General features: G+C 57.0%; 31 protein-coding genes. All 31 read right to left on the bottom strand.

Features of this window, described 5'->3' with window-relative positions; genetic code table 11:
- Positions 1-6 precede the first annotated feature (6 nt).
- The 31 genes from secY to rplK all read right to left on the bottom strand — a co-directional run bounded on the left by secY (position 7) and on the right by rplK (position 24,392).
- Positions 7-1,314, bottom strand: coding sequence for a preprotein translocase subunit SecY (gene secY / locus ACI0FG_RS05265; protein ID WP_419787504.1), 1,308 nt, complete (start codon positions 1,312-1,314; stop codon positions 7-9).
- A 29-nt stretch (positions 1,315-1,343) separates the two neighbouring features.
- Positions 1,344-1,790 carry a 50S ribosomal protein L15 gene (gene rplO, locus ACI0FG_RS05260; protein ID WP_419787503.1) on the bottom strand — a complete coding sequence of 149 codons (447 nt, stop codon included), beginning with the start codon at positions 1,788-1,790 and terminating at the stop codon, positions 1,344-1,346.
- Positions 1,787-1,960 (bottom strand): 50S ribosomal protein L30, encoded by a 174-nt coding sequence (gene rpmD, locus ACI0FG_RS05255; protein ID WP_419787502.1) that lies wholly within the window; start codon positions 1,958-1,960, stop codon positions 1,787-1,789. The genes rplO and rpmD overlap by 4 nt, the downstream gene beginning before the upstream one ends.
- Positions 1,961-1,972: 12 nt before the next feature.
- Positions 1,973-2,464, bottom strand: a complete 492-nt coding sequence (rpsE, locus tag ACI0FG_RS05250; RefSeq protein ID WP_419787501.1) for a 30S ribosomal protein S5 — start codon at positions 2,462-2,464, stop codon at positions 1,973-1,975.
- A gap of 17 nt (positions 2,465-2,481) precedes the next feature.
- Positions 2,482-2,823 carry a 50S ribosomal protein L18 gene (gene rplR / locus ACI0FG_RS05245; RefSeq protein WP_419787500.1) on the bottom strand — a complete coding sequence of 114 codons (342 nt, stop codon included), beginning with the start codon at positions 2,821-2,823 and terminating at the stop codon, positions 2,482-2,484.
- Between the two features lie 10 nt (positions 2,824-2,833).
- Entirely contained in the window at positions 2,834-3,367 is a 534-nt protein-coding gene (gene rplF / locus ACI0FG_RS05240) for a 50S ribosomal protein L6 (protein ID WP_419787499.1), read from the bottom strand.
- Between the two features lie 13 nt (positions 3,368-3,380).
- Complete coding sequence (gene rpsH, locus ACI0FG_RS05235) at positions 3,381-3,764, bottom strand: 30S ribosomal protein S8 (protein ID WP_419787498.1); 384 nt, start codon at positions 3,762-3,764, stop codon at positions 3,381-3,383.
- A 16-nt stretch (positions 3,765-3,780) separates the two neighbouring features.
- Positions 3,781-3,966: a type Z 30S ribosomal protein S14 gene (locus ACI0FG_RS05230; RefSeq protein WP_015416585.1), complete on the bottom strand. Its 186-nt coding sequence runs from the start codon at positions 3,964-3,966 to the stop codon at positions 3,781-3,783.
- Between the two features lie 11 nt (positions 3,967-3,977).
- On the bottom strand, positions 3,978-4,517 hold the full coding sequence (gene rplE, locus ACI0FG_RS05225) for a 50S ribosomal protein L5 (RefSeq protein ID WP_419787497.1): 540 nt from the start codon (positions 4,515-4,517) through the stop codon (positions 3,978-3,980).
- Between the two features lie 10 nt (positions 4,518-4,527).
- Positions 4,528-4,848, bottom strand: a complete 321-nt coding sequence (rplX, locus tag ACI0FG_RS05220) for a 50S ribosomal protein L24 (RefSeq protein ID WP_419787496.1) — start codon at positions 4,846-4,848, stop codon at positions 4,528-4,530.
- A gap of 12 nt (positions 4,849-4,860) precedes the next feature.
- Entirely contained in the window at positions 4,861-5,229 is a 369-nt protein-coding gene (gene rplN / locus ACI0FG_RS05215) for a 50S ribosomal protein L14 (protein WP_419787495.1), read from the bottom strand.
- A 19-nt stretch (positions 5,230-5,248) separates the two neighbouring features.
- On the bottom strand, positions 5,249-5,515 hold the full coding sequence (rpsQ, locus tag ACI0FG_RS05210) for a 30S ribosomal protein S17 (RefSeq protein ID WP_419787494.1): 267 nt from the start codon (positions 5,513-5,515) through the stop codon (positions 5,249-5,251).
- Between the two features lie 2 nt (positions 5,516-5,517).
- Entirely contained in the window at positions 5,518-5,712 is a 195-nt protein-coding gene (gene rpmC, locus ACI0FG_RS05205) for a 50S ribosomal protein L29 (RefSeq protein WP_419787493.1), read from the bottom strand.
- A 1-nt stretch (position 5,713) separates the two neighbouring features.
- Positions 5,714-6,127: a 50S ribosomal protein L16 gene (gene rplP, locus ACI0FG_RS05200; protein ID WP_419787492.1), complete on the bottom strand. Its 414-nt coding sequence runs from the start codon at positions 6,125-6,127 to the stop codon at positions 5,714-5,716.
- Positions 6,127-6,768: a 30S ribosomal protein S3 gene (gene rpsC, locus ACI0FG_RS05195; RefSeq protein ID WP_419787491.1), complete on the bottom strand. Its 642-nt coding sequence runs from the start codon at positions 6,766-6,768 to the stop codon at positions 6,127-6,129. The genes rplP and rpsC overlap by 1 nt, the downstream gene beginning before the upstream one ends.
- Before the next feature lies 1 nt (position 6,769).
- Entirely contained in the window at positions 6,770-7,108 is a 339-nt protein-coding gene (gene rplV / locus ACI0FG_RS05190; RefSeq protein WP_419787490.1) for a 50S ribosomal protein L22, read from the bottom strand.
- Positions 7,109-7,120: 12 nt separating this feature from the next.
- Positions 7,121-7,390, bottom strand: a complete 270-nt coding sequence (gene rpsS, locus ACI0FG_RS05185; protein WP_419787489.1) for a 30S ribosomal protein S19 — start codon at positions 7,388-7,390, stop codon at positions 7,121-7,123.
- An 11-nt stretch (positions 7,391-7,401) separates the two neighbouring features.
- Positions 7,402-8,232, bottom strand: a complete 831-nt coding sequence (gene rplB / locus ACI0FG_RS05180) for a 50S ribosomal protein L2 (protein ID WP_419787488.1) — start codon at positions 8,230-8,232, stop codon at positions 7,402-7,404.
- Between the two features lie 3 nt (positions 8,233-8,235).
- On the bottom strand, positions 8,236-8,529 hold the full coding sequence (gene rplW, locus ACI0FG_RS05175; RefSeq protein ID WP_419787487.1) for a 50S ribosomal protein L23: 294 nt from the start codon (positions 8,527-8,529) through the stop codon (positions 8,236-8,238).
- A complete protein-coding gene (rplD, locus tag ACI0FG_RS05170) occupies positions 8,529-9,149 on the bottom strand; it encodes a 50S ribosomal protein L4 (RefSeq protein WP_419787486.1) in 621 nt (206 codons plus the stop codon). Before rplD ends, rplW begins: the two co-directional genes overlap by 1 nt.
- Positions 9,150-9,163: 14 nt before the next feature.
- Positions 9,164-9,796, bottom strand: a complete 633-nt coding sequence (rplC, locus tag ACI0FG_RS05165) for a 50S ribosomal protein L3 (protein ID WP_419787485.1) — start codon at positions 9,794-9,796, stop codon at positions 9,164-9,166.
- A gap of 11 nt (positions 9,797-9,807) precedes the next feature.
- Complete coding sequence (gene rpsJ, locus ACI0FG_RS05160) at positions 9,808-10,128, bottom strand: 30S ribosomal protein S10 (protein ID WP_319472015.1); 321 nt, start codon at positions 10,126-10,128, stop codon at positions 9,808-9,810.
- Positions 10,129-10,256: 128 nt separating this feature from the next.
- Positions 10,257-12,329: an elongation factor G gene (fusA, locus tag ACI0FG_RS05155; RefSeq protein ID WP_419787484.1), complete on the bottom strand. Its 2,073-nt coding sequence runs from the start codon at positions 12,327-12,329 to the stop codon at positions 10,257-10,259.
- A 15-nt stretch (positions 12,330-12,344) separates the two neighbouring features.
- Entirely contained in the window at positions 12,345-12,815 is a 471-nt protein-coding gene (gene rpsG, locus ACI0FG_RS05150; protein WP_419787483.1) for a 30S ribosomal protein S7, read from the bottom strand.
- Positions 12,816-12,912: 97 nt separating this feature from the next.
- The gene (gene rpsL, locus ACI0FG_RS05145) at positions 12,913-13,284 is read right to left on the bottom strand and encodes a 30S ribosomal protein S12 (protein ID WP_419787482.1); all 372 of its coding nucleotides are present in this window, start codon (positions 13,282-13,284) and stop codon (positions 12,913-12,915) included.
- Between the two features lie 201 nt (positions 13,285-13,485).
- A complete protein-coding gene (gene rpoC, locus ACI0FG_RS05140; protein ID WP_419787481.1) occupies positions 13,486-17,637 on the bottom strand; it encodes a DNA-directed RNA polymerase subunit beta' in 4,152 nt (1,383 codons plus the stop codon).
- Positions 17,638-17,724: 87 nt separating this feature from the next.
- Entirely contained in the window at positions 17,725-21,852 is a 4,128-nt protein-coding gene (gene rpoB, locus ACI0FG_RS05135; protein ID WP_419787480.1) for a DNA-directed RNA polymerase subunit beta, read from the bottom strand.
- 292 nt (positions 21,853-22,144) lie between these two features.
- On the bottom strand, positions 22,145-22,531 hold the full coding sequence (gene rplL / locus ACI0FG_RS05130) for a 50S ribosomal protein L7/L12 (protein ID WP_419787479.1): 387 nt from the start codon (positions 22,529-22,531) through the stop codon (positions 22,145-22,147).
- A 40-nt stretch (positions 22,532-22,571) separates the two neighbouring features.
- Complete coding sequence (rplJ, locus tag ACI0FG_RS05125) at positions 22,572-23,093, bottom strand: 50S ribosomal protein L10 (protein WP_419787478.1); 522 nt, start codon at positions 23,091-23,093, stop codon at positions 22,572-22,574.
- A gap of 151 nt (positions 23,094-23,244) precedes the next feature.
- Positions 23,245-23,952 (bottom strand): 50S ribosomal protein L1, encoded by a 708-nt coding sequence (gene rplA / locus ACI0FG_RS05120; protein ID WP_419787477.1) that lies wholly within the window; start codon positions 23,950-23,952, stop codon positions 23,245-23,247.
- A 14-nt stretch (positions 23,953-23,966) separates the two neighbouring features.
- On the bottom strand, positions 23,967-24,392 hold the full coding sequence (gene rplK, locus ACI0FG_RS05115; protein ID WP_419787476.1) for a 50S ribosomal protein L11: 426 nt from the start codon (positions 24,390-24,392) through the stop codon (positions 23,967-23,969).
- Positions 24,393-24,419: the final 27 nt, after the last annotated feature.

Here is a 24,419-nt window from a genome sequence, read left to right as displayed (position 1 = left end):
GGCAACCTACCTACCCTTCCCTGCTTTACCCATCAATCCTTCATACTGACGCGAAATCATGTAGGATTCGATCTGCCCCATAAAGTCCATGGCCACACCGACCACGATCAGCAGGGACGTGCCGCCGAAATAGAACGGCACACCGAAATTGCTGATAAGGACCATAGGAACGACACACACGAATGAAACATAGAAAGCGCCCCAGAGGGTGATTCGGGCCAGCACCTTGTCGATGTACTCCTTGGTGCGGGCACCCGGGCGAATGCCCGGGACAAATCCACCCTGCTTCTGGATATTCTCCGCAATTCCCTTGGGATCAAACATGATCGCAGTGTAGAAGTAGCAGAAGAATATGATGATGGCGATGTACAGGATGTTATAAACTATCGAGGTCGGGCTCAGGAATCCGGAGATCGACTTGAGCCAGTCCACGTTAGAGAACTGAGCAACCGTTGCCGGGAACATCAGAATGGAAGAGGCGAAGATAGGCGGAATAACACCTGCGGTGTTGATCTTCAAAGGCAGATGCGTAGTCTGCCCGCCGAACATGCGCCGCCCCATCTGACGTTTGGCATAGTGGATCGGAATCCTGCGCTGCCCTCGCTCCATGAAGACGATCATGGCCAGTATGGCGGCCATGAGCACGAGCAGCAGCAACAGGATGAACAGGCTGATTTCACCGACAGTCATCAAACGGACGGTGTTCATAACCGCCGTGGGAAGACCGGCAATGATACCGGCGTAGATAATCATTGAGATACCGTTGCCGATACCTTTTTCGGTCATCTGCTCGCCCAGCCACATAAGGAACACGGTCCCTGCGGTAAGCGTGAGCACGGTCATCAGCTTGAAACCGATGCCGGGCATCACGACCATGGGAGCTCCGGTGGGACTGGCTGCGCTCTCCAGGCCAGTCGCAATGGCGAAGCCCTGGATAACGGTGATCAGCACGGTTCCGTACCGGGTATACTGCGTAATCTTCTTACGCCCCGCTTCACCTTCTTCGCTCTGTAACTTCTTCAGTTCAGGCGACACGACGGTCAGCAACTGAAGAATGATGGACGAAGAGATGTAGGGCATGATTCCCAGAGCAAAGATGGACATGTTTTTCAGTCCACCACCCGAGAACATATCGAAGATCCCGAACAGCGTGTTCTGCGCCTGGGCGAAGAACTCCGCCAGGGCGGCACTGTCGACGCCTGGAATAGGGATATGGATGCCCATCCGGTAGACAGCAAGCAGTGCGAACGTCCAGAGCAGTTTCTTTTTCAGCTCTGGCAATCGGGCAAGATTCTCAACTCCTGACATCGCCACGATAACAACCCTTCCGATGTACTCTTGTGTTAGCCTTCAATGGCCTTGGCGGTACCGCCGGCCTTGGCAATCTTATCGGCAGCGGAGGCACTGAAGCGATGAGCTTCAATGGTCACGGCCTTGTCGACTTCACCGGTACCGAGCACTTTGACGGCAGCGCCGGTCTTCACGACGCCGCGTTCGTACATATCGGTCAGGCTGATCTCGTCCTTACCATCAAAGAGGGCCAGCAAACGGCCAACATTGACAGCTTCGTATTCGACCCGGAAGGGATTTTTGAAGCCGTGCTTGGGCAGACGGCGAGCCAGAGTCATCTGGCCGCCCTCGAAGCCGGGACGGACACCGCCGCCGGCACGGGCATTCTGACCCTTGTGACCCTTGCCGGCAGTCTTGCCGGTACCGGAGCCGGAGCCACGCCCTATGCGTTTGCGGTTCTTATATTCTTCCGGGAATGCATACAGTTCATGCAGTCTCATGACTCGGTTACCTCCACCAGGTGACGCACCTTGTAGATCATGCCGCGGATGACGGGGTTATCCTCGTGCTCCTTGACCTGGTTGATCTTGCGCAAACCGAGGGCCTCCAGAACCTTGATCTGGTTCGGCTGGCACGCGATCTTGCTCTTGATCTGTTTTATTTTCAACACGGTCAGTCTCCTTTACTTTCTCGGCGTGGAAACCGGGACACCGCGCAGGGAGGAGACATCCTCGGCACTACGCAGGGATTCGAGACCGGCAATAGCGGCACGCAGCACGTTGTGCGGATTGTTGGTGCCGATTGCCTTGGTCAGAATGTCATTTACGCCGACGGCTTCCATGATGGCACGCACCGGGCCACCGGCGATGATGCCGGTACCACGGGATGCGGGCTTGAGGAGCACGCGACCGGCGCCGAAACGGCCCAGGACCTCGTAAGGCAGGGTACCGTCCAGCAGGGGCACGCGGATCATGTCTTTCTTGGCGCGCTCGGAGGCCTTGCGTATAGCCTCGGGGACCTCATTGGCCTTACCGAGACCATACCCGACCATACCTTCGCCATCGCCAACGACCACCAGGCAGCTGAAGCTGAAACGGCGGCCGCCCTTGACGACCTTGGCGACTCGATTGAGGTAGACGATTTTTTCGATCAGTCCACTGTCATTTTGTTCCATTGTCATATCCCAGCTACCTAGAATTTCAACCCGGCTTCGCGGGCACCGTCGGCAAGAGCTTTGACCTTGCCGTGATAGATATAGCCGTTGCGGTCAAAGACCACGGTTTCAATCTGCTTCTCCAGTGCTCGGGCGGCAATATCCTTGCCAACCTGGGCGGCGGAATCCTTGTTGGCTTTCAGGGCCAGCACCTGGGTGCTGGAGGAAGCCAAAGTCACGCCGTTCACATCATCCACCAACTGAGCATAAACATGCAGGTTGGAGCGGAAGACGACCAGGCGGGGCCGGGATTCGGTACCGGAGATCTTTTTTCTGATACGCGGCTTGCGGAGAAGCCGTTGCTCATTTTTGCTTTTCATGGCTTTACCCCTACTTGCCGGATTTGCCGGCCTTGCGGCGGATGGTTTCATCGGCGTACTTAATGCCCTTGCCCTTGTAGGGTTCCGGCGGACGCACGCGGCGGATTTGTGCCGCAACTTCGCCAACAAGCTGCTTATCGATACCTTCGAGAGTCAGCTTGCTGCCTTCGACCTTGGCTTCAATGCCGGCTGGCAGATCAAATTCGACCGGATGAGAAAATCCGACGTTGAGAATGATCTTCTTGCCCTGCACGGACACCTTGTAACCGACACCGTTGATTTCCAGCGCCTTGGCGTAGCCCTTGGACACGCCCTCAACGCAGTTGGAAAGCAGGGTCCGGCGCAGGCCATGCTGCGCAGCGGAGATGCGGGAATCATCAACACGAGTAACGATAACCTGGTTGCCCTCGACAGCATATGCAATCGATTCGTGAACCGGGGTGGTCATGGATCCCTTGGGACCCTTGACCTGAATTTCAGAGGCTCCGACCGTCACCTCGACACCGGAAGGGATGTCGACGGGTTTCTTTCCTATACGAGACATTTTGGAACCCCCTCTACCAGATTTCGCAAAGCAGCTCGCCACCGACGTTGGCCTCTTTGGCCTTGGCGCCTTCGAGCAGCCCCTTGGAGGTGGACACGATACAAATACCGATTCCGTTCTGCACACGGGGGATATCAGAAGCACCAACGTACACACGGCGACCGGGCTTGCTGACCTTTTTCAGGCCAGTAACCAGCGGTTTGCCGTCAGTGTACTTGAGGGTAATACTGATGTCCCTGTCCTCGACAGCGTAGTCGGCGATATAACCTTCTTCCTTCAGGATACCCGCAATGGACGCCTTCACTTTGGAAACGGGCACGGCAACCTCATTATGGTAGGCGCCGTACGCATTCCGGATGCGGGTCAACATGTCGGCTACAGGATCAACAACAGCCATTTCATTTTCTCCTTGATTACCAGCTCGCCTTGCGGACGCCGGGCAACTCACCGGCGAGAGCCTTGTTGCGGAAGCAAATACGGCAAATGCCGTAGCGCCTCAGAAAAGCACGAGGACGGCCACAAATCGGGCAACGATTGTAGGCGCGAACCTTGAACTTGGGTGTGCGGCGAGCCTTAACGCGAATGCTTGTTTTGGCCACTTTCCGTCCTCCTACTTTTTAAAGGGCATGCCAAGGAGGTCAAGCAACATCTTGCCTTCCTTGTCAGTCTTGGCCGTGGTGCCCACGGTGACGTTCATACCCTTGACCAACTCGACCTGATCGATTTCGAGTTCCGGGAATATGGTGTGCTCCTTGATGCCCAGCGTGAAGTTGCCACGGCCGTCAAAACCACGGTCGGGAATGCCGCGGAAGTCGCGGACACGGGGCAAGGCGAAGCTCACGAGCTTATCATAGAAGTCCCACATGATATCGCCACGCAGGGTAACGCGGGCGCCGATGGGCATGCCCTCACGCAGTTTGAACTGCGCAATGGACTTCTTAGCCTTGGTAACAACGGCCTTCTGGCCGGCAATGGCGGTCAATTCCTTAACGGCGGCGTCGACGAGCTTGCTGTTCTGCGTAGCTGCGCCGAGACCGATGTTCAGGGAGATCTTCACCAGTTGGGGAATCTCCATGGGGGAACTGTAGCCGAACTCCTTCTGAAGCTCGGGGACCACCTTCTCGGTGTATACTTGTTCGAGACGTGTCATACTGATAACCTTACTTGAAGATCTCGTTGCACTTCTTGCAGAAGCGAACTTTCTTCCCGTCTTCAGTCTTCTTGTACCCGACCCGCGTGGGCTTTGTGCACGCATCGCACACGACGGCCACATTGGATACATGGATCGGGGCTTCCTTCTCGATAATCCCGCCAGGCTGCTGGGCGTAGGGATTGGCTTTGGTATGGCGCTGAACCATATTCACCTTCTCAACCAGAACCTTGTTCTGCTTGGGGAGAATCTTCAGCACTTTACCGACCTTTCCCTTGTCCTTCCCGGCGATGACCATGACTTTGTCGTCTTTACGGATCTTGGTCTTCATTCTTATATCCTCTTACAGGACCTCGGGAGCGAGGGAAACGATCTTCATGAAGCCGGCAGCGCGCAGTTCACGGGCCACGGGACCGAAAATACGGGTTCCCACGGGCTCACCGTTGGATGCGAGCAGCACAGCGGAATTGTTGTCGAACCGAATGAAGGAGCCATCGGGACGACCGAGTTCCTTCTTGGTACGAACGACCACCGCCTTCATTACCGAGCCCTTCTTCACCTTGGAATGGGGCATGGCTTCCTTGACGGATACGACGATGATATCGCCGACGCTGGCGTAACGGCGCTTGGAACCACCAAGCACCTTGATGCACTGGACCTTCTTGGCTCCAGAGTTGTCGGCCACGTCGAGATTGGATTCAACCTGAATCATGGTATGTCCTCCTTAATCCCTAAACGGCCTTCTCGAGAATCTGGACCAAATGCCAGCGCTTACGCTTGGACATAGGACGAGACTCGACGATCTGCACCTTATCGCCAACACCACAATCATTAGCCGGATCATGGGCCATGAACTTTTTGCGGCGGCGGATGTACTTCTTCAGCAGCGGATGCTTAACCAGCGTCTCGACACGCACGACAATGGTCTTGTCTGCCTTATCGGAGACGACCAGGCCGGTGAGCATGCGCCGGTTTCCTTGGTATTTGAACTCAGCCATTTCTACGCTCCCTGTCGTTCCTGCTGAATAGTCAGGATACGGGCGATGGTCTTTTTGGCGATGCCAAGCTCACGGGTGTTCTCAAGCTGCGCGGTTGCGTGCTTAAAGCGAAGGCCGAAAAGTTCCTTGCGGATCTCTTCCAGCTTTTCACCCAACTTGACGTCGTCCAGTTCACGAAGTTCTTTGTTAGTGGCCATCTTACAGACCCTCCTTCACGACGATAACCGTCTTGATGGGAAGTTTGTAGGAAGCGCGCTTCAGGGCTTCCTTGGCGAGCTCGATGTCCACGCCTTTCACTTCGTACATGATCCGGCCCGGTTTCACCGGCGCAACCCAACCTTCGGGAGCGCCTTTACCCTTACCCATACGAACTTCGGCGGGCTTGGAAGTGACGGGGAAATCAGGGAAGACTCGAATCCAGACCTTACCGCCACGCTTGATGTGACGCATGATGGCGACACGAGCGGACTCAATCTGCTGGCTGGTGATCTTTCCGTGCTCCAGTGCCTTCAGGCCGATATCGCCGAAGGACACGCTGTTACCCCGTTGGGCCTTGCCTCTCAAGCGGCCTTTCTGCCGCTTTCTGAATTTAACTCTTTTTGGAGCAAGCATTACTGTTCTACCTCTTTGTCCAGAATCTCACCCTTGAAGATCCAGACTTTGACACCGATCACGCCGTAGGTGGTATTCGCCTCGGCAAAACCGTAGTCAATGTCGGCACGGAGCGTGTGAAGAGGCACACGACCGTCACGGTACCACTCGCCGCGAGCGATTTCGGCACCGGCAAGCCGGCCCGCGCAAGCAACTTTGATACCCTCTGCGCCGAATTTCCTGGCAAGGCCCACCGTGCGCTTCATGGCACGGCGGAAGGCAATGCGGCGTTCGAGCTGCTGGGCGATGCTCTCAGCTACGAGCTGAGCCTCGACCTCAGGCCGACGAATCTCGTTGACCTCAATGGTGAACTCGGTTTGAAACTTGCTGCGCAAATCCTCACGCAGCTTTTCTATCTCTACACCTTTGCGGCCGATGACAATGCCCGGACGCGCGGTGTGGATGATCAGACGGATCTTGCCGCCAGCCCGCTCGATTTCGAGACGGGCAATGCCGGCCTGGTACAGTTTTTTCTTAACGTACTTGCGGATCTTGTCGTCCTGCAGCACGAACGCGGGATATTCCTTCTGGCTGTACCAGCGGGACAGCCAGTTCTTATTATACCCCAGACGAAAACCGTAAGGATGTACTTTCTGTCCCATACTATTGTTCCTTCAGGATGATGGTGATGTGGCTGGTCCTCTTGCGGATGCGGTAGGCGCGGCCCATGGCACGCGGCTGAATCCGCTTCCAGGTGGGACCTTCGTTGACCATGACCTGATCGATGATCAGGGCATCAACATCCACTCCCGGCTGCCGTTCCGCGTTGGAAATGGCAGAGTACAGGACCTTGCTGAGAATCTCGGCGGGCTTCTGCTGGGTGAACTTGAGGATGTTCAGAGCATCCTCAACTCCCTTGCCCTTGATGTTCTCGGCGACGACACGCGTCTTGCGGGGCGAGACGCGAATGAACTTGGCGACTGCCTTCATTCCTTTTTCCATGACTTACCTCCCCTACTTCTTCTTGTCGGCAACGTGGCCGAAGTAGGTACGGGTGGGCGAGAACTCACCGAGCTTGTGACCGACCATGTTCTCGGTGACGAACACCGGGATGAACTTGCGGCCATTGTGCACGGCAAAGGTCAGGCCGACCATCTCGGGGATGATCGTGGAACGGCGGGACCATGTCTTGATGACACGACGGTCCTGATTGGCGGAGGCCACTTCGACTTTCTTTATGAGGTGACCGTCCAGGAACGGTCCCTTTTTGAGCGAGCGAGGCATCGATTATACTCCTACTTCTGGCCGCGGCGTTTGACGATGAGCTTCGAAGAAGCTTTCTTCTTGTTGCGGGTCTTGTAGCCCTTGGCGGGAGTGCCCCACGGAGAAACCGGGTGGCGACCACCGGAGCTGCGACCCTCACCACCACCAAGCGGGTGATCGATGGGGTTCATTGCAACACCACGTACCTTCGGGCGACGACCCAGCCAGCGATTACGGCCAGCCTTGCCGAGCTTGATATTTTCATGCTGAATGTTTCCAACCTGGCCGATGGTGGCGCAGCAGGACGCGAGGACCTTGCGCACTTCGCCGGAGGGCATACGCAGCAGGGCGTACTTGCCTTCCTTGGCGATCAGCTGGGCGTAGGTTCCGGCGGAACGGCAGAACTGACCGCCGTTACCGGGACGCAGCTCAATGTTGTGAACCACGGTACCAGTGGGGATGTCCATCAGCTTCAGGGCATTGCCCGGCTTGATGTCGGCACCCTCGCCGGACAGGACGGAGTCGCCCTGGTTCAGGCCCACAGGAGCCAGGATGTAACGCTTCTCGCCGTCGGCATAGTGCAGAAGGGCGATGCGGGCGCTGCGGTTCGGATCGTACTCGATCTCGGCAACCTTGGCGGGAACGCCGAGCTTGTTGCGCTTGAAATCGACGATGCGGTACAGCGTCTTGTGACCGCCGCCACGGCGACGGGAGGTAACACGACCATTATTATTGCGACCGGCCTTCTTGGTCAGGCCTTTGGTCAGCGACTTCTCGGAGGTGGTCCGGGTAATCTCGGCAAAATCCGAGATCGTCTGGAACCGGCGGCCCGGAGAAGTAGGCTTCAACTTACGGGTAGCCATTGCTTACACTCCTTCGAAGATTTCGATCTTATCGCCTTCGGCAAGCTTGACGTAGGCCTTCTTGTATCCGGCGACACGGCCACCGGTGAGACGGCCCATGCGCTTGCGCGGCATGGCTTTCTGACGAGTGATGTTCACGGACTCGACTTTGACGTCAAAGGCGGCTTCCACAGCCTTCTTCACCTCGATCTTGTTGGTATCGGGGTGGACGTAAAAAGAGACGTGATTGGCCTTCTCCTTGGCCTCGTTGGCCTTCTCGGAGACAACGGGCTTGAGCAGAACTTTGGAGTAATCCATTACTTCAACCTCTCTTGAACGTCTTGGGCGGCGGCCTCGAACATTACCAGTTCGGGATACAGCAGCACGTCGTAAACATTCAGCTTATCAGCTTCAATGACCTTGATATGGGGCATGTTACGGGCCGAGAGCAGCAGCTTTTCGTCTGCGTCCTTGGCCACGATCAGCGCCTTGGTCATACCCAGCTTGCCCGCCACATCGGCGAACGCCTTGGTTTTAACCTCAGCCAGATCAATACCCTTGACCACCGTCAGCTTCTCCTCGGAGACGCGGGAAGACAGGGCCATCTGAAGGGCCAGCTTGCGGACCTTCTTGTTTACCTTGAAACCGTAGTCACGCGGCTGGGGTCCAAAAAGGATGGCACCACCACGCCACAGGGGCGAACGGTTGGAACCGGCGCGGGCGCGGCCCGTGCCCTTCTGGCGCCAAGGCTTACGGCCACCGCCGGACTTCATGCCGCGGGTCTTGGTGGCGTGAGTGCCCTGACGGGCAGCAGCGCGCTGGGACCGAACCACAAGATTGAGAATCTCGGGACGGACTTCAACCTCGAAGACCTCGGGGGCCAGTTCGATGTCGCCCACTTTCGCGTTATTCTGATCGACAACTTGAATTTTTGCCATGATATGTACCTCGCTTAACCGTTCTTGCGGATCATGACGAGGCCGTTGGTCGGACCAGGAATCTGGCCCTTGACCAGCAGGACGTTGTCCTCAGGCCTGACATCGAGAATTTCCACGTTGGACACGGTCACACGGGCGTTACCCATCTGGCCGGGCATTTTTTTGCCCTTCCAGACTCTGCCGGGATAGGTGGCATTACCGACGGAACCGGGAACGCGATGAATCTTCTCGGCACCGTGAGACGCCCCAGCGCCACGGAAATTGTGACGCTTCATGACACCCTGAAAACCTTTACCCTTGGACGTACCGGTCACTTTGACCATGTCGCCGGAGGCAAAGATATCCACAGTGATTTCCTGACCCAGCTCGTATCCTTCCACAATCTCAAGAGGGAACTCTTTGAGATGGCGGTACAGATCCTTGCCAGCTTTGGCCATGTGGCCTTTCATAGGCTTGTTCACTTTGCGTTCGGCAATGGTTTCATAACCGAGCTGCAAAGCGTTGTAGCCTTCCTTGTCCTGCGTCTTGATCTGCATGACCGGGCAGGGCCCAGCCTCGATCACCGTAACAGGACACACCGTACCGTCATCCTGGAAGATGCGGGTCATCCCCAGCTTCCGTCCGAGAATACCAAGAGTCTTAGCCATAACTACAACTCCTAGAGCTTGATCTCGACGTCTACGCCGGCGGGCAGCGAAAGCTTGCCCAAGGCATCAACGGTCTGCTGAGTGGGTTCAAGAATGTCCAAAAGACGCTTGTGGATACGCATCTCGAACTGTTCACGGGACTTTTTGTCAACATGAACGGACTTCTGGATGGTGGTCCGGTGGATGTCGGTGGGCAGCGGCACGGGACCGGCAATAGCCGCACCGGTATTCCGGGCAGTGTCGACTATTTCGGTCACTGCCTTGTCAAGAATACGGTAGTCGTATGCTTTCAGTTTGATTCGGATGCGATCGCTCGCCATCGAAGCAGCCATAGTGCTTTCTCCTCAAAGGATTTATCTTTACTCGTCCGCAAAAGACGAACATGCATTCATACAGCGGTCGGGTTGTTTACCTCCCCGACCGCCTGCATGTCAAGCAAAGGGAAAATCCCGGATCGACGTTAATCTTTCTTTGCCATTAATTCTTCGGCCAAATTGTTCGGCACTTTCTCGTAATGGTCGAACTGCATGGTGAAGGTTGCACGGCCCTGGGTCTTCGAACGAAGATCCGTGGCGTATCCGAACATCTCGGACAGCGGCACATAGGAGCGAACAACCTGGACGCCCGGACGGGCTTCCATCTCACCAACACGACCACGGCGTCCGTTGAGGTCGCCCATGACATCGCCGAGGTAGTCCTCGGGAGTCACGACTTCAACCGCCATGATCGGTTCGAGCAGTACCGGCTTGGCCTGCCTGCAGGCTTCCTTAATAGCCATGGAACCGGCAATGTAGAAGGCCTGCTCGCTGGAGTCGACTTCGTGGTACGAACCGAAAACCAGCTTGACCTTCACATCAACAACCGGGAAACCGGCGATGATACCGTTCTTCATGGCATCCTGAATGCCCTTGTCAACGGCGGGAATGTATTCCTTGGGAATCACGCCGCCCTTGATCTCGTCGGCGAACTCATAGCCCTTCTCGGGATTGGGTTCGACCTCGATCACAACATGACCATACTGGCCACGACCACCCGACTGCTTGGCATGTTTCATGTCAACCTTGCTCGTCGCGGAAATGGTCTCCCTGTACGCAACGCGGGGTGCGCCCACATTTGCGTTCACGTTGAACTCGCGCAGCAGGCGGTCAACGATGATTTCCAGGTGCAACTCGCCCATTCCGGCGATCAGGGTCTGCGCAGTCTCGTCGTCACCCTTGACACGGAAAGAGGGATCCTCTTTCGCGAGCTTGGCAAGGGCCTGGGACAACTGGTCGCGGTCGGCCTTGGTCTTGGGTTCAATGGCCACTTCGATGACGGGTTCCGGGATGTCCAGGGACTCCAGGGCAACGACCTGCTTGACATCGCACAGGGTATCGCCGGTGGCCACATTCTTGAGGCCGACAGCGGCGACGATGTCACCGGCATAAGCCTCTTTTATTTCTTCACGCTTGTTGGCGTGCATCTTCAACAGTCGACCGATGCGCTCTTTCTTACCCGTCGTCGCGTTGACAAAGGTGGCGCCGGTTTCAATGCAACCGGAGTAGAGACGCAGGAAGGTCAGGTGACCGACAAACGGGTCGGTGGCCAGCTTGAAGGCCAGGGCCGCCATGGGTTTGTCATCTTCACAGGGGCAGACGATCTCGTCGCCGGAGCTCGGATCCACACCCTTCATGGCCGGGATGTCCAGCGGGGAAGGCAGGTAGTTGACAACGGCATCCAGCAGGGGCTGTACACCCTTGTTGCGGAATGCGGTACCGCACAGGACCGGGCAAATAGCCAACTTGACGGTAGCCTTACGGACACCCTCGATCAGTTCTTCGGGAGTCAGAGGCTCGTCAGCCATGTACCTTTCGAGCAGGGTCTCGTCTTCCTCGGCAACGGCTTCGATCAACTCGGAGCGCATCTCCTCGTATTGATCCTGCAGCTCGGCAGGAATATCAACAGTAGAGAAGCTGGCGCCATGATCCAGGTGATCATAGATGTAGGCCTTGCCTTCGATGAGGTCGACAACACCCTGGAAGTCGTCCTCGGCTCCGATGGGGAGCTGCACGGGGACGGCCTTGGCACCAAGGCGGGTCTTCATCATATCGACGCAACGGAAAAAGTCTGCGCCGATACGGTCCATCTTGTTTACAAAGGCGATTCTGGGAACATGGTAACGATCGGCCTGTCGCCACACAGTCTCGGACTGGGGCTCGACACCGGCAACGGAGTCGAACACGGCGACAGCGCCATCCAGAACGCGCAGAGCACGCTCAACTTCCATGGTGAAGTCAACGTGGCCGGGCGTATCAATGATGTTGATACGATGTTCCTTCCAAAAGCAGGTGGTGGCGGCGGAAGTAATGGTGATGCCGCGCTCCTGCTCCTGAACCATCCAGTCCATGGTGGCTTCGCCGTCATGAACCTCACCGATCTTGTGGGAAACACCGGTGTAGAACAGAATGCGCTCGGTGGTAGTAGTTTTGCCCGCATCAATGTGGGCCATAATACCAATATTGCGCTGTTTATCTCTGGGAACCTTTCTAGGCACTGTACTACTCCAACTCTACCAGCGGTAGTGGGCGAAAGCCTTGTTGGCTTCGGCCATCTTGTGGGTGTCTTCGCGCTTTTTAACAGCGCCACCGCGGTTGTTGAAAGCGTCCAGCAACTCGCCGGAAAGGCGGGCAACCATCCCCTTCTCGCCACGACCGCGGGCGTAGGTGATCATCCAGCGGATGGCCAGAGCGGTCTGACGGTCAGGACGGACTTCCATCGGCACCTGGTAGGTGGCACCACCGACGCGGCGGGACTTGACTTCCAGGGCGGGACGAACATTTTCCAGGCACTTCTCGAAGGCGCGCAGGGGCTCTTCGTTGGTTTTCTGGGCAAGGTTGTCGATGGCCTTGTAGAAAATATTTTCAGCAACGCTTTTCTTGCCGTCGATCATAAGACGGTTGATGAAGCGAGTGATGAGCTTGCTGCCGTATACAGGATCCGGCAGGATCTGTCTCTTGGTGACAGGACCTTTACGAGGCATTTTTTTCTCCTTGAGTTTCGGCCGGGGGGACATTATTTCGGGCAGCCTCCGCCCTACTTTGTCATCCCACCCCGGGCGTTACGAAAATGCTATAACCTTATTTCGGGCGTTTGGTGCCGTACTTGGAACGACCGCGACGACGATCATCGACACCGGAGGTGTCAAGGGAGCCGCGCACGATGTGGTAACGGACACCGGGAAGGTCTTTTACACGACCGCCACGGATCAGAACCACGGAGTGTTCCTGCAGGTTATGGCCTTCGCCGCCGATGTAGGCAGTGACTTCCATGCTGTTGGTAAGGCGAACACGGGCGACCTTACGAAGCGCGGAGTTCGGCTTCTTAGGGGTCGTGGTGTACACCCTGGTGCAAACACCACGGCGCTGAGGGCATTCCATCAGGGCCGGGGTCTTCTTCCGTTTAGCCGTGGCTTTACGGCCGCTACGGATCAACTGGTTAATGGTGGGCATTCATCCTCCAATCGATAGTTAATACATTACCGTCGCGAGAAATCTCGCGCAAAGAGGACCGCAAATACTCTCAAAGTCCGAGTCTTGTCAAGTGGCACACTCGCAACTTTTTCAGTATTCGGTCCCTTCCGGACTCAAAAAAACAGGAGAGGGAGCGCCCTCTCCTGTTTTATCAACATGTTAACACATACGTTATAATTCTTACCGGTCCATCTCAACCAGGAGCGGATTTTCTTCCAGCTCCTCGAGGAATTTGTCCGGCTTTTCCTGCTGGTCGGGCACGATGATATCGGAGTCCGTGTACTTGCGGAAACCGGTACCGGCGGGAACCAACCGGCCGACAATAACGTTTTCTTTAAGGCCGTGGAGCGAATCGGACTTGCCGCGCATCGCAGCCTCGGTAAGCACCTTGGTGGTTTCCTGAAAGGAAGCCGCCGAGATGAAGGAATCCGTGGACAGGGAGGCCTGGGTAATACCCAGAACCAGGGTTTCGGCGATAGCGGGGGTTCCGCCCTCGGCATTCACCCTGGCATTCTCATCCATGAACCTCTGCTTGTCCACCTGCTCCCCAATGAGGAAGGTGGTGGAGCCGGGCTCAAGAATGGAAACCTTACGCAACATCTGACGCACGATGATCTCAATGTGCTTGTCGTTGATGTTAACGCCCTGGAACCGGTACACGTCCTGGATTTCCTCGACGAGGTAACGAGCCAGATATTTCTCGCCCTTCACTCTCAGGATATCATGCAGTTCGGGGGAACCTTCGGTCAGCAGATCGCCTGCCTCCACGAAATCGGCCTCCTGAACAGTGATGTGCTTGCCCTTGGGAATCAGGAATTCCTTGGCTTCTCCCACCTCGGGAGTGACGACGACCTTCCGCTTGCCCTTGGTTTCTGAACCAAAGGTAACGATACCGTCGATGGAGGAGATAACGGCCAGATCCTTGGGCTTGCGAACCTCGAAGAGCTCGGCAACGCGCGGCAAACCACCGACGATGTCCTTGGTCTTGGAAGATTCACGAGGCTTACGTGCGATGACGTCGCCCGCCTTGACCTTGTCGCCGTCCTTGACCATCAGAATGGCACCCACCGGCATGGCGAAGTGGGCATCGATATCGGTGCCCGGCCGCTTGACCGGTGATCCGTTGTCATTAGTCAGAGCAACGGACGGACGATAGTTCGTCGTACGGTATTCCATGATGGTGACCGACGCCTTGGAGGTGCGGTCTTCCTGCACGGTCTTGCCTTCGATGATGTCCTTGAACTGGATGGTACCGGAGGCATCGACGATGAAGGGTTCCATATAGGGATCCCACTCAGCCAGGGCCATGCCCTTCTTGACTTCCTGTCCATCGTCCACGAGCAGACGGGCACCGGAAGGCAGGACATACTTCTCACGCTCACGGCCCTGCTCGTCAACGATGCCGACCTGGCAGCTCTTGCCGAGCACCATCTTGTGGCCCTCGGAGTTGACGACGGTACGCATACGAGAGGTGACCACGCGGCCGTTATGCTGCGACTCAATGGAGGACGATTCGATCTCCTTGGATGCGGTACCACCGATGTGGAAGGTACGCATGGTCAGCTGGGTGCCGGGCTCGCCGATGGACTGGGCGGCGATGATGCCGACCGTCTCACCAACGTTCACCAGATGGCCCCGAGCCAGGTCGCGGCCGTAGCACTTGGCGCAGATGCCGTGCTTGGCCTTGCAGGTCAGACCGGAACGAATGGTCATGGAGTTGACGCCGGAAGCATCGAGCTTCTTGGCGTAATTTTCATCAATAAGCGTGTTCGCCGGGATGATGAGCTCACCGCTGTCCTCGTCGAAGACATCGAACATGGTGACACGGCCCTTGACCCGCTCGGCCAGACGTTCCTTGATCTCACCGCCCTTGATCAGGTGGGCGAGTTCGAGACCGTCAACCGTGCCGCAGTCCATCTCGGTGATGGTCACGTCCTGGACAACGTCGACAAGACGACGGGTCAGGTAACCGGAGTTTGCGGTCTTCAGTGCCGTATCCGCGAGGCCCTTACGAGCACCGTGGGTGGAGATGAAGTACTGCAGAACCGAGAGGCCTTCACGGAACGAAGCCGTGATGGGCGTCTCGATGATTTCACCGGAAGGCTTGGCCATCAGACCGCGCATACCGGCGAGCTGACGCATCTGGTCCTGGTTGCCTCGAGCGCCGGAGGTGGCCATCATATAGATGGGGTTGAAGCTGGAGTTGACCTCGGTGGCACCGGTCTTCGGGTCCACGAGGATATCCGTGCTCATCTCCTGGATCATCTCGTTGGAGATGTCGTTGGTAACCTTGGTCCAGACGTCGACCACCTTGTTGTACTTCTCAGTACGGGTGATAATACCATCCTGGAACTGGACCTCGATTTCCTCCACCTCATTATGGGCGGCTTCCAGCAGAGCCGGTTTATTGTCGGGAATCTTGAGGTCCTTGACGCCGATGGTCACACCGGCGCGGGTAGCATATTCGTAGCCCAGGTCCTTGATGCGGTCGCACAGGATGACCGAGGCCTTGGTCCCGGCCAAACGGTACGTACCCGCAACGAGAGCGGCGATGTTTTTCTTGTTGAGCACCAGGTTGACCATATCGAAGGGAACCTGGGGCGGCAGCAGCTCGCTGACGATGACACGTCCCGTAATGGTCTCGATCAGCTGGCCGTTCAAACGCACCTTGATACGGGCGTGCAGGCCGACCGCACCGTGGTCGTAGGCTGCGATGACTTCCTCCGGGCAGGAGAAGATCATGCCCTCGCCCTGCTCGAAGGAGCGCGGCGTGGTCAGATAGTACAGGCCCAGAACGATATCCTGGGACGGGTTGATGATCGGCGAACCGTTGGACGGGCTCAGAATGTTGTTGGTGGACATCATGAGCACGCGGCACTCAATCTGCGCCTCGACGGACAGCGGTACGTGGACAGCCATCTGATCGCCGTCAAAGTCCGCGTTGTAGGCGGAGCAGACGAGCGGGTGCAGCTGAAGGGCCTTGCCTTCGACCAGCAGCGGCTCAAAGGCCTGAATGCCGAGACGGTGCAGGGTCGGCGCACGGTTGAGCATGATCGGGTACTCGCGGACAACGTCCTCGAGGATATCCCAGACCACCAGATCTTCGCGTTCGACCATCTTTTTGGCCGACTTGATGGTGGTGGCTATCTCACGCTTTTCCAATTCGGCGTAGATGAAGGGCTTGAAAAGCTCAAGCGCCATCTTCTTGGGCAGGCCGCACTGGTGCAGTTTCAGCTTCGGACCAACGGTAATAACCGAACGGCCGGAGTAGTCGACACGCTTACCCAGAAGGTTCTGGCGGAAGCGGCCCTGCTTACCCTTGATCATGTCGGAAAGCGACTTGAGGGGACGACCGTTGGTACCGGTGATGGCCCGGCCGCGGCGGCCGTTGTCGAACAGAGCGTCAACGGCTTCCTGCAACATACGCTTTTCGTTGCGGATGATGATCTCGGGAGCGCCGAGTTCGAGCAGCCGTTTCAACCGGTTGTTACGGTTGATGACGCGGCGGTACAGATCGTTGAGGTCGGAGGTGGCGAAACGGCCGCCATCCAGGGGCACCAGCGGACGCAGCTCGGGCGGAATGATGGGAATTACTTCCATGATCATCCACTCGGGCTTGTTGCCGGACTCGAGGAAGGCCTCGACGATCTTCAGGCGCTTGGTGATTTTCTTCTTCTTAGTCTGAGACCGGGTGGACTCGGACTCCTCACGCAGTTCAACGCGCAGCGTGGGCAGGTCCAGAGCTTCCAGCATGGTGCGGACGGTTTCGGCGCCCATGCCAACTTTCAGCGCATCTTCGCCGAAATGGTCGATGACCTGGAAGTACTGGTCCTCACTGATGACCTGGTGCATCTTGAGCGGCGTTTCGCCCGGATCAAGGACAATGAAGGAATCAAAGTACAGCACCTTCTCCAGATCGGCCATGGTGATGTCGAGCAGCGTACCGATCTTGGAAGGCAGAGTTTTCAGAAACCAAATGTGGGCAACGGGCGCGGCCAGTTCGATGTGGCCCATGCGCTCACGGCGTACTTTGGAAGCGATGACTTCAACGCCGCACTTCTCGCAGACAATGCCGCGGTGCTTCATGCGCTTGTACTTGCCGCAGTTGCACTCATAGTCCTTCACGGGGCCGAAGATCTTGGCGCAGAAAAGGCCGTCACGTTCGGGCTTGAAGGTCCGGTAGTTGATGGTTTCCGGTTTTTTAACTTCGCCGTAGGACCATTCACGAATGGTCTCGGGGGAAGCAATGGATATCTGGATGGCCTTCAGGTTACGGCCCTGAGCCGCCTGATTCGGCGCTCCACGGAGTGTGAACAGATCGTCCAACGTCATGGATATCCCCTATCGTCTAAAGTTATCTGATGCCCGGCCGAGCCTTTTGGGCCCGGCCGGGCCAATCATCGTAGTACAGCAGCTCGCTTAGTCGACCAACGGCTTGGGTCCGCCGGGGAATGCGGGGGCAACAGGCCCCTGCCCTGCGGAACGCTTGCGGTCCTCGTAGTGCAGGGTCACATCCAGACCCAACGACATGAGTTCCTTGACCAGGACGTTGAAGGACTCCGGCAGGCCGGCTTCCAGGAAGTTGTCGCCCTTCACAATCTTCTCGTACATCTTCACACGGCCCTGCACATCGTCGGACTTGACGGTGAGGAACTCCTGCAGAAGATAGGCGGCGCCATAGGCCTCCAGGGCCCAGACTTCCATTTCACCCAGACGCTGGCCACCAAACTGGGCCTTACCGCCCAGAGGCTGCTGCGTAACGAGGGAGTACGGACCGGTGGACCGGGCGTGGATCTTCTCGTCAACAAGGTGGTGCAACTTGAGGTAGTACATGATGCCCACGGTGACGCGGCTATGGAAGGGGTCGCCGGTTCGTCCATCATAAAGGATGAACTTACCGTCATCACTGCACTCGGCTTCAACGAGCCAATTCCAGATTTCCTCTTCCTGAGCACCGTCAAACACGGGCGTCTTGGCGACGATACCGCGGCGGGAATCCTTGACCGACTGGATGAATTCCTCGTCGGACATGGCATCGATGGCCTCGGCCATTTCCTTGGTGCCGAGTACCTTCTTAGCCCTCTCGCGCAGGTTGGCGATGCCGGACTCCAGCTGCTCGTAGAGCTGCTCGCCCAACTTCCGCCCGGCCATACCGAGGTGGATTTCCATGACCTGACCGATGTTCATTCGCGAAGGAACGCCCAGCGGGTTCAGTACGATATCCATGGGAGTGCCGTCCGCGAAGAACGGCATGTCTTCCTGCGGCAAAATGCAGGAGACAACACCCTTGTTACCGTGACGGCCAGCCATCTTGTCACCCACGGAAAGCTTACGCTTAACGGCGACGTAGACCTTGACCATCTTGATGACTCCGGGAGGCAAATCGTCGCCCTCGGTCACCTTTTCACGTTTGACGTCGTATATATTCTTAATGAACTGGATCTGCTGCTCGTAGTCGGCAACGATCATTTTGATCTGATCGTTGGCCTCGTCGTCGAACACGCCGACCAGTTTCTTCACGGGCACACCATCGATAGCGGCACGCTCGACAACCTCGCCGGTCTTGCCCAGCACGGTTTTCTTGCTACCGACGATGTCCTTCTTGATCTTCTGGCCTTCCACCGCTGCCCAGATACGGTCACGGACAGTATCGGTCAGAGCGGCGATATGGCTCATCTCTTTGGCATCAAAGGCTGCCAGCTCGGCATCCTCAATGGCCTTGGTGCGGTCATCCTTGTCGGAAGAGCGGCGGTTGAAGACTTTGACGTCGACAATGGTGCCGGTAATTCCCGGCGGTACCTTGAGGGACGTATTCTTCACGTCGCGTGCCTTGTCGCCGAAAATGGCGCGCAGCAGCTTCTCTTCCGGGGTCAGCTGGGTTTCGCCCTTGGGCGTAATCTTACCGACCATGATGTCGTCGGGCTTGATGCGCGCACCGATGCGGATAATACCGCATTCATCCAGGTTGCGCAGCATCTCGTCGGAGACGTTCGATATATCTCGGGTCACTTCCTCGGGTCCAAGCTTGGTATCGCGGGCGACGAGTTCGAATTCCTCGATGTGGATCGAGGTGTACACGTCTTCCTTGACCATACGCTCGGAGATGAGGATGGAGTCTTCGTAGTTGTAACCGCACCAGGGCATGAAGGCCACGAGCAGGTTCTTGCCGAGAGCGAGCTCGCCCTCGTCGATACCCGGACCGTCAGCCAGGACATCGCCCTTCTTGACCCGCTGGCCGACCTGCACCTTGGGGCGCTGGCCGAAACAGGAGCTCTGGTTGGACTTATGCCATTTCTGGAGCTGGTAATGCTTGGTTCCGCCTGAATTGGGGTAGATGCCGTTCTCGTAATTGACGACAAGGCGCTCCGCATCCACATAGTGGACGTAGCCATCCTCTTCCGCCAACACGCAAGCACCGGAATCGCGGGCCACGGGACCTTCCATGCCGGTACCGACAAGAGGCTGCTCGGCCTGGAGAAGCGGCACGGCCTGACGCATCATGTTCGATCCCATCAGGGCGCGGTTGGCGTCATCGTGTTCCAGGAACGGAATCAGCGCGGCCGAGATGGAAACCGTCTGGCTCGGGCTGATATCCATGCAGGTCACCTCTTCGGAGAGGACCAGCTGGACATCACCACTGATACGGCCGTTGACACGCTGGTTGACGAACACACCGTTTTCATCCAGCGGCGCATTGGCCTGGGCTACGACCTCACCAGCCTCGCGAGAGGCGTCAAAGTAGGTGATTTCGTCGGTAATCTTCTTGTCGACAACCTTACGGTACGGGGTCTCGATGAACCCGTAGTCGTTGACCTTGGCGTAAGTGGTCAGCGAGACGATCAGACCGATGTTCGGTCCTTCAGGCGTTTCAATGGGGCAAATGCGGCCGTAGTGGGATGTATGTACATCGCGCACTTCAAAGCCCGCACGCTCGCGGGTCAAACCGCCGGGTCCGAGAGCGGACAGGCGGCGCTTGTGGGTGACCTCGGAAAGCGGGTTGGTCTGGTCCATGAACTGGCTGAGCTGGGAAGTTCCAAAGAACTCCTTGAGCACAGCGGCAACCGGTTTGGGGTTGATCAGGTCATGGGGCATGAGGGTGGCCACTTCCTGAAGCGACATGCGCTCCTTGATGGCACGCTCCATGCGGACGAGACCGATGCGGTACTGGTTCTCGACCAGCTCGCCCACGGGACGGACACGACGGTTGCCCAGGTGGTCGATATCATCGGCCGGACCATGGGTATCCTTGAGTCGCATCAGTTCCTTGACCGCAAGCAGAATGTCCTCATTGGTCAGGGTACGGAGGGAAAGATCCTCGTTCTGAGCCAGACGGGAATTCAGCTTGTAGCGGCCAACGCTCGACAGGTCGTAGTAGTCGGCAGACCGGAACAGGTTCTCGAAGAAGTTGGCGGCAATCTCCGGGGTGGGCGGCGAACTGGGCCGCAACCGGCGGTAGATCTCGATCTGGGCGGATTCGACATCGGTGGTCTTGTCCAGCAGCAACGTATCGCGAAGGGCGGAGGAAACGTCCATGCCGCGGGTGTGCAGCACGTTCAATTCCTTGATGCCGGCTTCACGGATGCGCTCCAGCAGATCGGCGGTCAATTCTTCGGCGGCTTCGGCAAGAACCTCACCGTTGCCATCAACCAGGTCGGCAGCTAGATACTGGCCGATCAGGGAAACGGGATCGACCTCAATGGTCTTAACCTCGCCTCGGATCAGCTTTTTCCAGGCGCCCTTGGTAATGGCGGCACCCTTCTCGGTGATAACCTTGTCTTCCACCTTGAGGTCGACGAAGGCGGTTTCCTTGCGGTACTGGTTTTCGACCACATGCCGCTGCACCTTGGTCTTGAGCAGGTTGTACTTCTCGATATCGTAGTAGTACTCGAGAATATCGGTGCGGGAAAGGCCCATGGCCTTCAGCAGGATGGTGGCGGGCATCTTTCTGCGGCGGTCAATGCGCACGTAGAGGATGTCCTTGTGGTCAAAGTCAAAGTCCAGCCAAGACCCGCGCATCGGGATGATGCGGCAGGAATAAAGCACCTTGCGGCTGGAGTGGGACTTGCCGGAATCATGTTCGAAGATGATGCCGGGCGAGCGCTGCAACTGGTTAACGATGACACGCTCGGTGCCGTTGATGACGAAGGTGCCCTTCTCTGTCATCAGCGGGATGGTCCCGAAGTATATGTCCTGTTCCTTGATGTCACGAATGGTGCGGTTGTCCGTTTCTTCATCCACGTCGAAAACTACGAGACGGACAGTAATACGAATGGGTGTCTCGTAGGTCAGGCCCTTCGAGATGCACTCATCGACGTCGTATTTGGGATCACCAATTTCATAACTGACGAAATCAAGGCTAGCGGTCTTGTTGAAATCTTCAATGGGAAACACGGAACGAAACACGCCTTCCAGCCCAATGTCGCCTCTGCTGGCAGGAGGAACGTCCTCCTGGAGAAAGCGCTTGTAGGAACCGGTTTGGAGTTCCAGCAGGTGCGGGATGGGAAGGGTGTTGACGATACTACCGAATGTTTTTCTGAGTCGACCCATTGTACCCTCATGCATGAGCGGTTGATGGTTGGGGCCCGGGGAGCGAATACTCCCTGCCCTCTTTCGGCCTCGACGCCTGTCGTGGATACAGGCGCCTAAAAACGGGGGCTAAGCCATGGCCGGGAAAAAACCGGGCGCATGTTGTTGCGAGGAGCGAACGGCAATGCCGTCTTTATGCTTAAACCCAGATTTTGAAGCGGTTTATCCAGTATATATACATACAGAGCAAAGAGCGCAACGCCCTTATTAGAGGGCGAGCGCTCTTTGCCATGATTAGCTTAGAGAGTTGAAGTTACTTAACTTCAACTTCGGCGCCGGCTTCCTGCAGCTGCTTGGCAGCGTCGTCAGCCTCGTCCTTGGAAACGCCTTCCTTGACGGTCTTGGGAGCCTCGTCAACCAGAGCCTTGGCTTCCTTCAGGCCCAGGCCGGTGATGGCGCGGACAGCCTTGATCACGGCAATCTTGTTGCCACCGGCGGCAGTCAGGACGACGTCGAACTCGGTCTTCTCCTCGGCCTCATCGGCAGCACCGGCAGCGGCGGGAGCAGCGACAATGGCAGCAGCGGGAGCAGCAGCCTCGACACCGAAGGTGTCCTCGAGTTCCTTAATGAATTCGGACAGTTCCAGGACGGTCATGTTGCCGATGAACTCGACAACTTGCTCTTTGGTGATATCAGCCATGGTGATTTCTCCTTAAAAATGATTCGCTTTGAACCTGTGTTTACGCAGCTTCCTTCTGGTCCTTGATCGCAGTCAGGGCGTACAGAAGTTTGCGTTCGATGTTTGCGAACAGACACACGAAATTGCGGGGCACGGCCTGCATGGTGCCGAGCACGGAACTCAGAAGCTCAGGCTTGCTGGGCATCTTGGCGAGTTCTTTTACGCCGTCGCTGTCAAGAAACTTCCCTTCCAGAGAACCAAAACGGATATTGAACTTCTTGTTCGTCTTTCCGTATTCGTCGAGGGCCTTTGCCAGGGCAACGGGATCTTCGTAGCCCAGCGCAACGGCGCAGTTCTCTTTGAAGTGTTCGCTCAGGTCACCGTGTTCGGTGTCCTTGAGAGCCAACCGGGCCAGGGTGTTCTTGACGACTTGGTAGTCTACACCGCATTCAAAGAACTTGGAGCGGAGGACAGTAATTTCCTCCACAGACAGTCCCTTGAAGTCGGTGACGACGGCGATACTTGCCCGCGCAGCCTTTTCGTGCAGCTGCTCGATGATCTGGGCTTTCTCTTGCCTGTTCATCTACCACTCCTCGTCTTAGGCCCGGAAAGCAGGTCAAAGCGTTGTCTGAGCAGGGTATTAAGGGAACACGGCCCCACCTGCCTTCTCTGACTCAACTTCCCGTGCGTTATCTACAGGACGCCCCACGGGTGAGGCGTCCGGCATTCAGTTGTTAGACGTCCAGAAACTTGCGGACGGTCAGGGGATCGATCTTTACGCCAGGTCCCATGGTGGTGGCAACGGCCACACCCTTCATGTAGGTACCCTTGGCGGAAGAAGGCTTGAGGCTCAGGACCTTGGAAAGCAGGGTCTTGAGGTTCTCACACAGCTTCTCGGCACCGAAGGAGACCTTGCCGATGGGGGCGTGAACGATACCGGCCTTGTCGACCTTGAACTCGACCTTACCGGCCTTGAGCTCGGACACGGCGGTGGCCACATCCATGGTCACGGTGCCGGTCTTGGCGTTAGGCATCAGGCCACGGGGACCGAGCACGCGGCCGATCTTGCCGACCACAGCCATCATGTCCGGGGTGGCGACAGCCTTGTCGAACTCCAGCCAACCGGACTGAATCTTCTCGACCAGATCGTCGCTACCGGCGAATTCGGCTCCGGCGGCCTTGGCCTCTGCTTCCTTCTCAGGCTTGCAGAACACGGCTACGCGAACGTCCTTGCCAAGCCCGTTGGGCAGGCTGACGGCACCGCGCACCATCTGGTCGGAGTACTTGGGATCGACACCGAGATTGATGGCTACGTCGACGGTCTCGTCGAACTTGGCGTAAGAGCCTTCGATTGCGACCTTCACGCCTTCCTCAACGGGGAGGCGCAACACGACATCACGATCGCCGAGGGCGTTGCGATATTTTTTTCCATGCTTAGGCATTGTCTATTTCCTCACTAGCCCTTGACATCAAGACCCATGCTGCGGGCAGTGCCCTCAATCTGCAACATGGCATTTTCGATGTCGTTGGCGTTCAGATCCGCCATCTTAAGTTCGGCGATCTCCTTGATCTGGGCACGGGTGACCTTGCCGACCTTCGTCTTGTTAGGCTCGCCGGATCCCTTTTCGATCTTGGCGGCCTTCAGCAACAAAACGGCGGCAGGCGGGGTCTTGGTGACGAAGTCGAAGGAACGGTCGGCGTAGACCGTGATCACGACGGGGATGATAAGCCCCTTCTGGTCCTGCGTCTTGGCGTTGAACGCCTTGCAGAACTCCATGATATTCACGCCATGCTGACCCAGAGCCGGACCAACCGGCGGAGACGGGTTGGCGCTCCCTGCGGGGATCTGCAGTTTTATCTTTCCTAATTCTTTCTTGGCCATTGTATTCCTCGATGAGAAAATTCGCTG

The organism is Pseudodesulfovibrio sp. 7M6 (genome assembly GCF_050058625.1).
Classification (GTDB): Bacteria; Desulfobacterota; Desulfovibrionia; order Desulfovibrionales; family Desulfovibrionaceae; genus Pseudodesulfovibrio; species Pseudodesulfovibrio salinus.
This window is presented reverse-complemented; position numbering and strand designations above follow the sequence as displayed.

What these genes read in the sequence shown, in the direction of transcription:
- rplO (WP_419787503.1), bottom strand. Translation starts at nt 1,790, where the DNA reads ATGAGACTGCATGAACTGTATGCATTCCCGGAAGAATATAAGAACCGC.
- rpsE (WP_419787501.1), bottom strand. Translation starts at nt 2,464, where the DNA reads ATGGAACAAAATGACAGTGGACTGATCGAAAAAATCGTCTACCTCAAT.
- rplR (WP_419787500.1), bottom strand. Translation starts at nt 2,823, where the DNA reads ATGAAAAGCAAAAATGAGCAACGGCTTCTCCGCAAGCCGCGTATCAGA.
- rplF (WP_419787499.1), bottom strand. Translation starts at nt 3,367, where the DNA reads ATGTCTCGTATAGGAAAGAAACCCGTCGACATCCCTTCCGGTGTCGAG.
- rpsH (WP_419787498.1), bottom strand. Translation starts at nt 3,764, where the DNA reads ATGGCTGTTGTTGATCCTGTAGCCGACATGTTGACCCGCATCCGGAAT.
- rplE (WP_419787497.1), bottom strand. Translation starts at nt 4,517, where the DNA reads ATGACACGTCTCGAACAAGTATACACCGAGAAGGTGGTCCCCGAGCTT.
- rplX (WP_419787496.1), bottom strand. Translation starts at nt 4,848, where the DNA reads ATGAAGACCAAGATCCGTAAAGACGACAAAGTCATGGTCATCGCCGGG.
- rplN (WP_419787495.1), bottom strand. Translation starts at nt 5,229, where the DNA reads ATGATTCAGGTTGAATCCAATCTCGACGTGGCCGACAACTCTGGAGCC.
- rpsQ (WP_419787494.1), bottom strand. Translation starts at nt 5,515, where the DNA reads ATGGCTGAGTTCAAATACCAAGGAAACCGGCGCATGCTCACCGGCCTG.
- rpmC (WP_419787493.1), bottom strand. Translation starts at nt 5,712, where the DNA reads ATGGCCACTAACAAAGAACTTCGTGAACTGGACGACGTCAAGTTGGGT.
- rplP (WP_419787492.1), bottom strand. Translation starts at nt 6,127, where the DNA reads ATGCTTGCTCCAAAAAGAGTTAAATTCAGAAAGCGGCAGAAAGGCCGC.
- rpsC (WP_419787491.1), bottom strand. Translation starts at nt 6,768, where the DNA reads ATGGGACAGAAAGTACATCCTTACGGTTTTCGTCTGGGGTATAATAAG.
- rplV (WP_419787490.1), bottom strand. Translation starts at nt 7,108, where the DNA reads ATGGAAAAAGGAATGAAGGCAGTCGCCAAGTTCATTCGCGTCTCGCCC.
- rpsS (WP_419787489.1), bottom strand. Translation starts at nt 7,390, where the DNA reads ATGCCTCGCTCGCTCAAAAAGGGACCGTTCCTGGACGGTCACCTCATA.
- rplB (WP_419787488.1), bottom strand. Translation starts at nt 8,232, where the DNA reads ATGGCTACCCGTAAGTTGAAGCCTACTTCTCCGGGCCGCCGGTTCCAG.
- rplW (WP_419787487.1), bottom strand. Translation starts at nt 8,529, where the DNA reads ATGGATTACTCCAAAGTTCTGCTCAAGCCCGTTGTCTCCGAGAAGGCC.
- rplD (WP_419787486.1), bottom strand. Translation starts at nt 9,149, where the DNA reads ATGGCAAAAATTCAAGTTGTCGATCAGAATAACGCGAAAGTGGGCGAC.
- rplC (WP_419787485.1), bottom strand. Translation starts at nt 9,796, where the DNA reads ATGGCTAAGACTCTTGGTATTCTCGGACGGAAGCTGGGGATGACCCGC.
- rpsJ (WP_319472015.1), bottom strand. Translation starts at nt 10,128, where the DNA reads ATGGCTGCTTCGATGGCGAGCGATCGCATCCGAATCAAACTGAAAGCA.
- rpsG (WP_419787483.1), bottom strand. Translation starts at nt 12,815, where the DNA reads ATGCCTCGTAAAGGTCCTGTCACCAAGAGACAGATCCTGCCGGATCCT.
- rpsL (WP_419787482.1), bottom strand. Translation starts at nt 13,284, where the DNA reads ATGCCCACCATTAACCAGTTGATCCGTAGCGGCCGTAAAGCCACGGCT.
- rpoC (WP_419787481.1), bottom strand. Translation starts at nt 17,637, where the DNA reads ATGACGTTGGACGATCTGTTCACACTCCGTGGAGCGCCGAATCAGGCG.
- rpoB (WP_419787480.1), bottom strand. Translation starts at nt 21,852, where the DNA reads ATGGGTCGACTCAGAAAAACATTCGGTAGTATCGTCAACACCCTTCCC.
- rplL (WP_419787479.1), bottom strand. Translation starts at nt 22,531, where the DNA reads ATGGCTGATATCACCAAAGAGCAAGTTGTCGAGTTCATCGGCAACATG.
- rplJ (WP_419787478.1), bottom strand. Translation starts at nt 23,093, where the DNA reads ATGAACAGGCAAGAGAAAGCCCAGATCATCGAGCAGCTGCACGAAAAG.
- rplA (WP_419787477.1), bottom strand. Translation starts at nt 23,952, where the DNA reads ATGCCTAAGCATGGAAAAAAATATCGCAACGCCCTCGGCGATCGTGAT.
- rplK (WP_419787476.1), bottom strand. Translation starts at nt 24,392, where the DNA reads ATGGCCAAGAAAGAATTAGGAAAGATAAAACTGCAGATCCCCGCAGGG.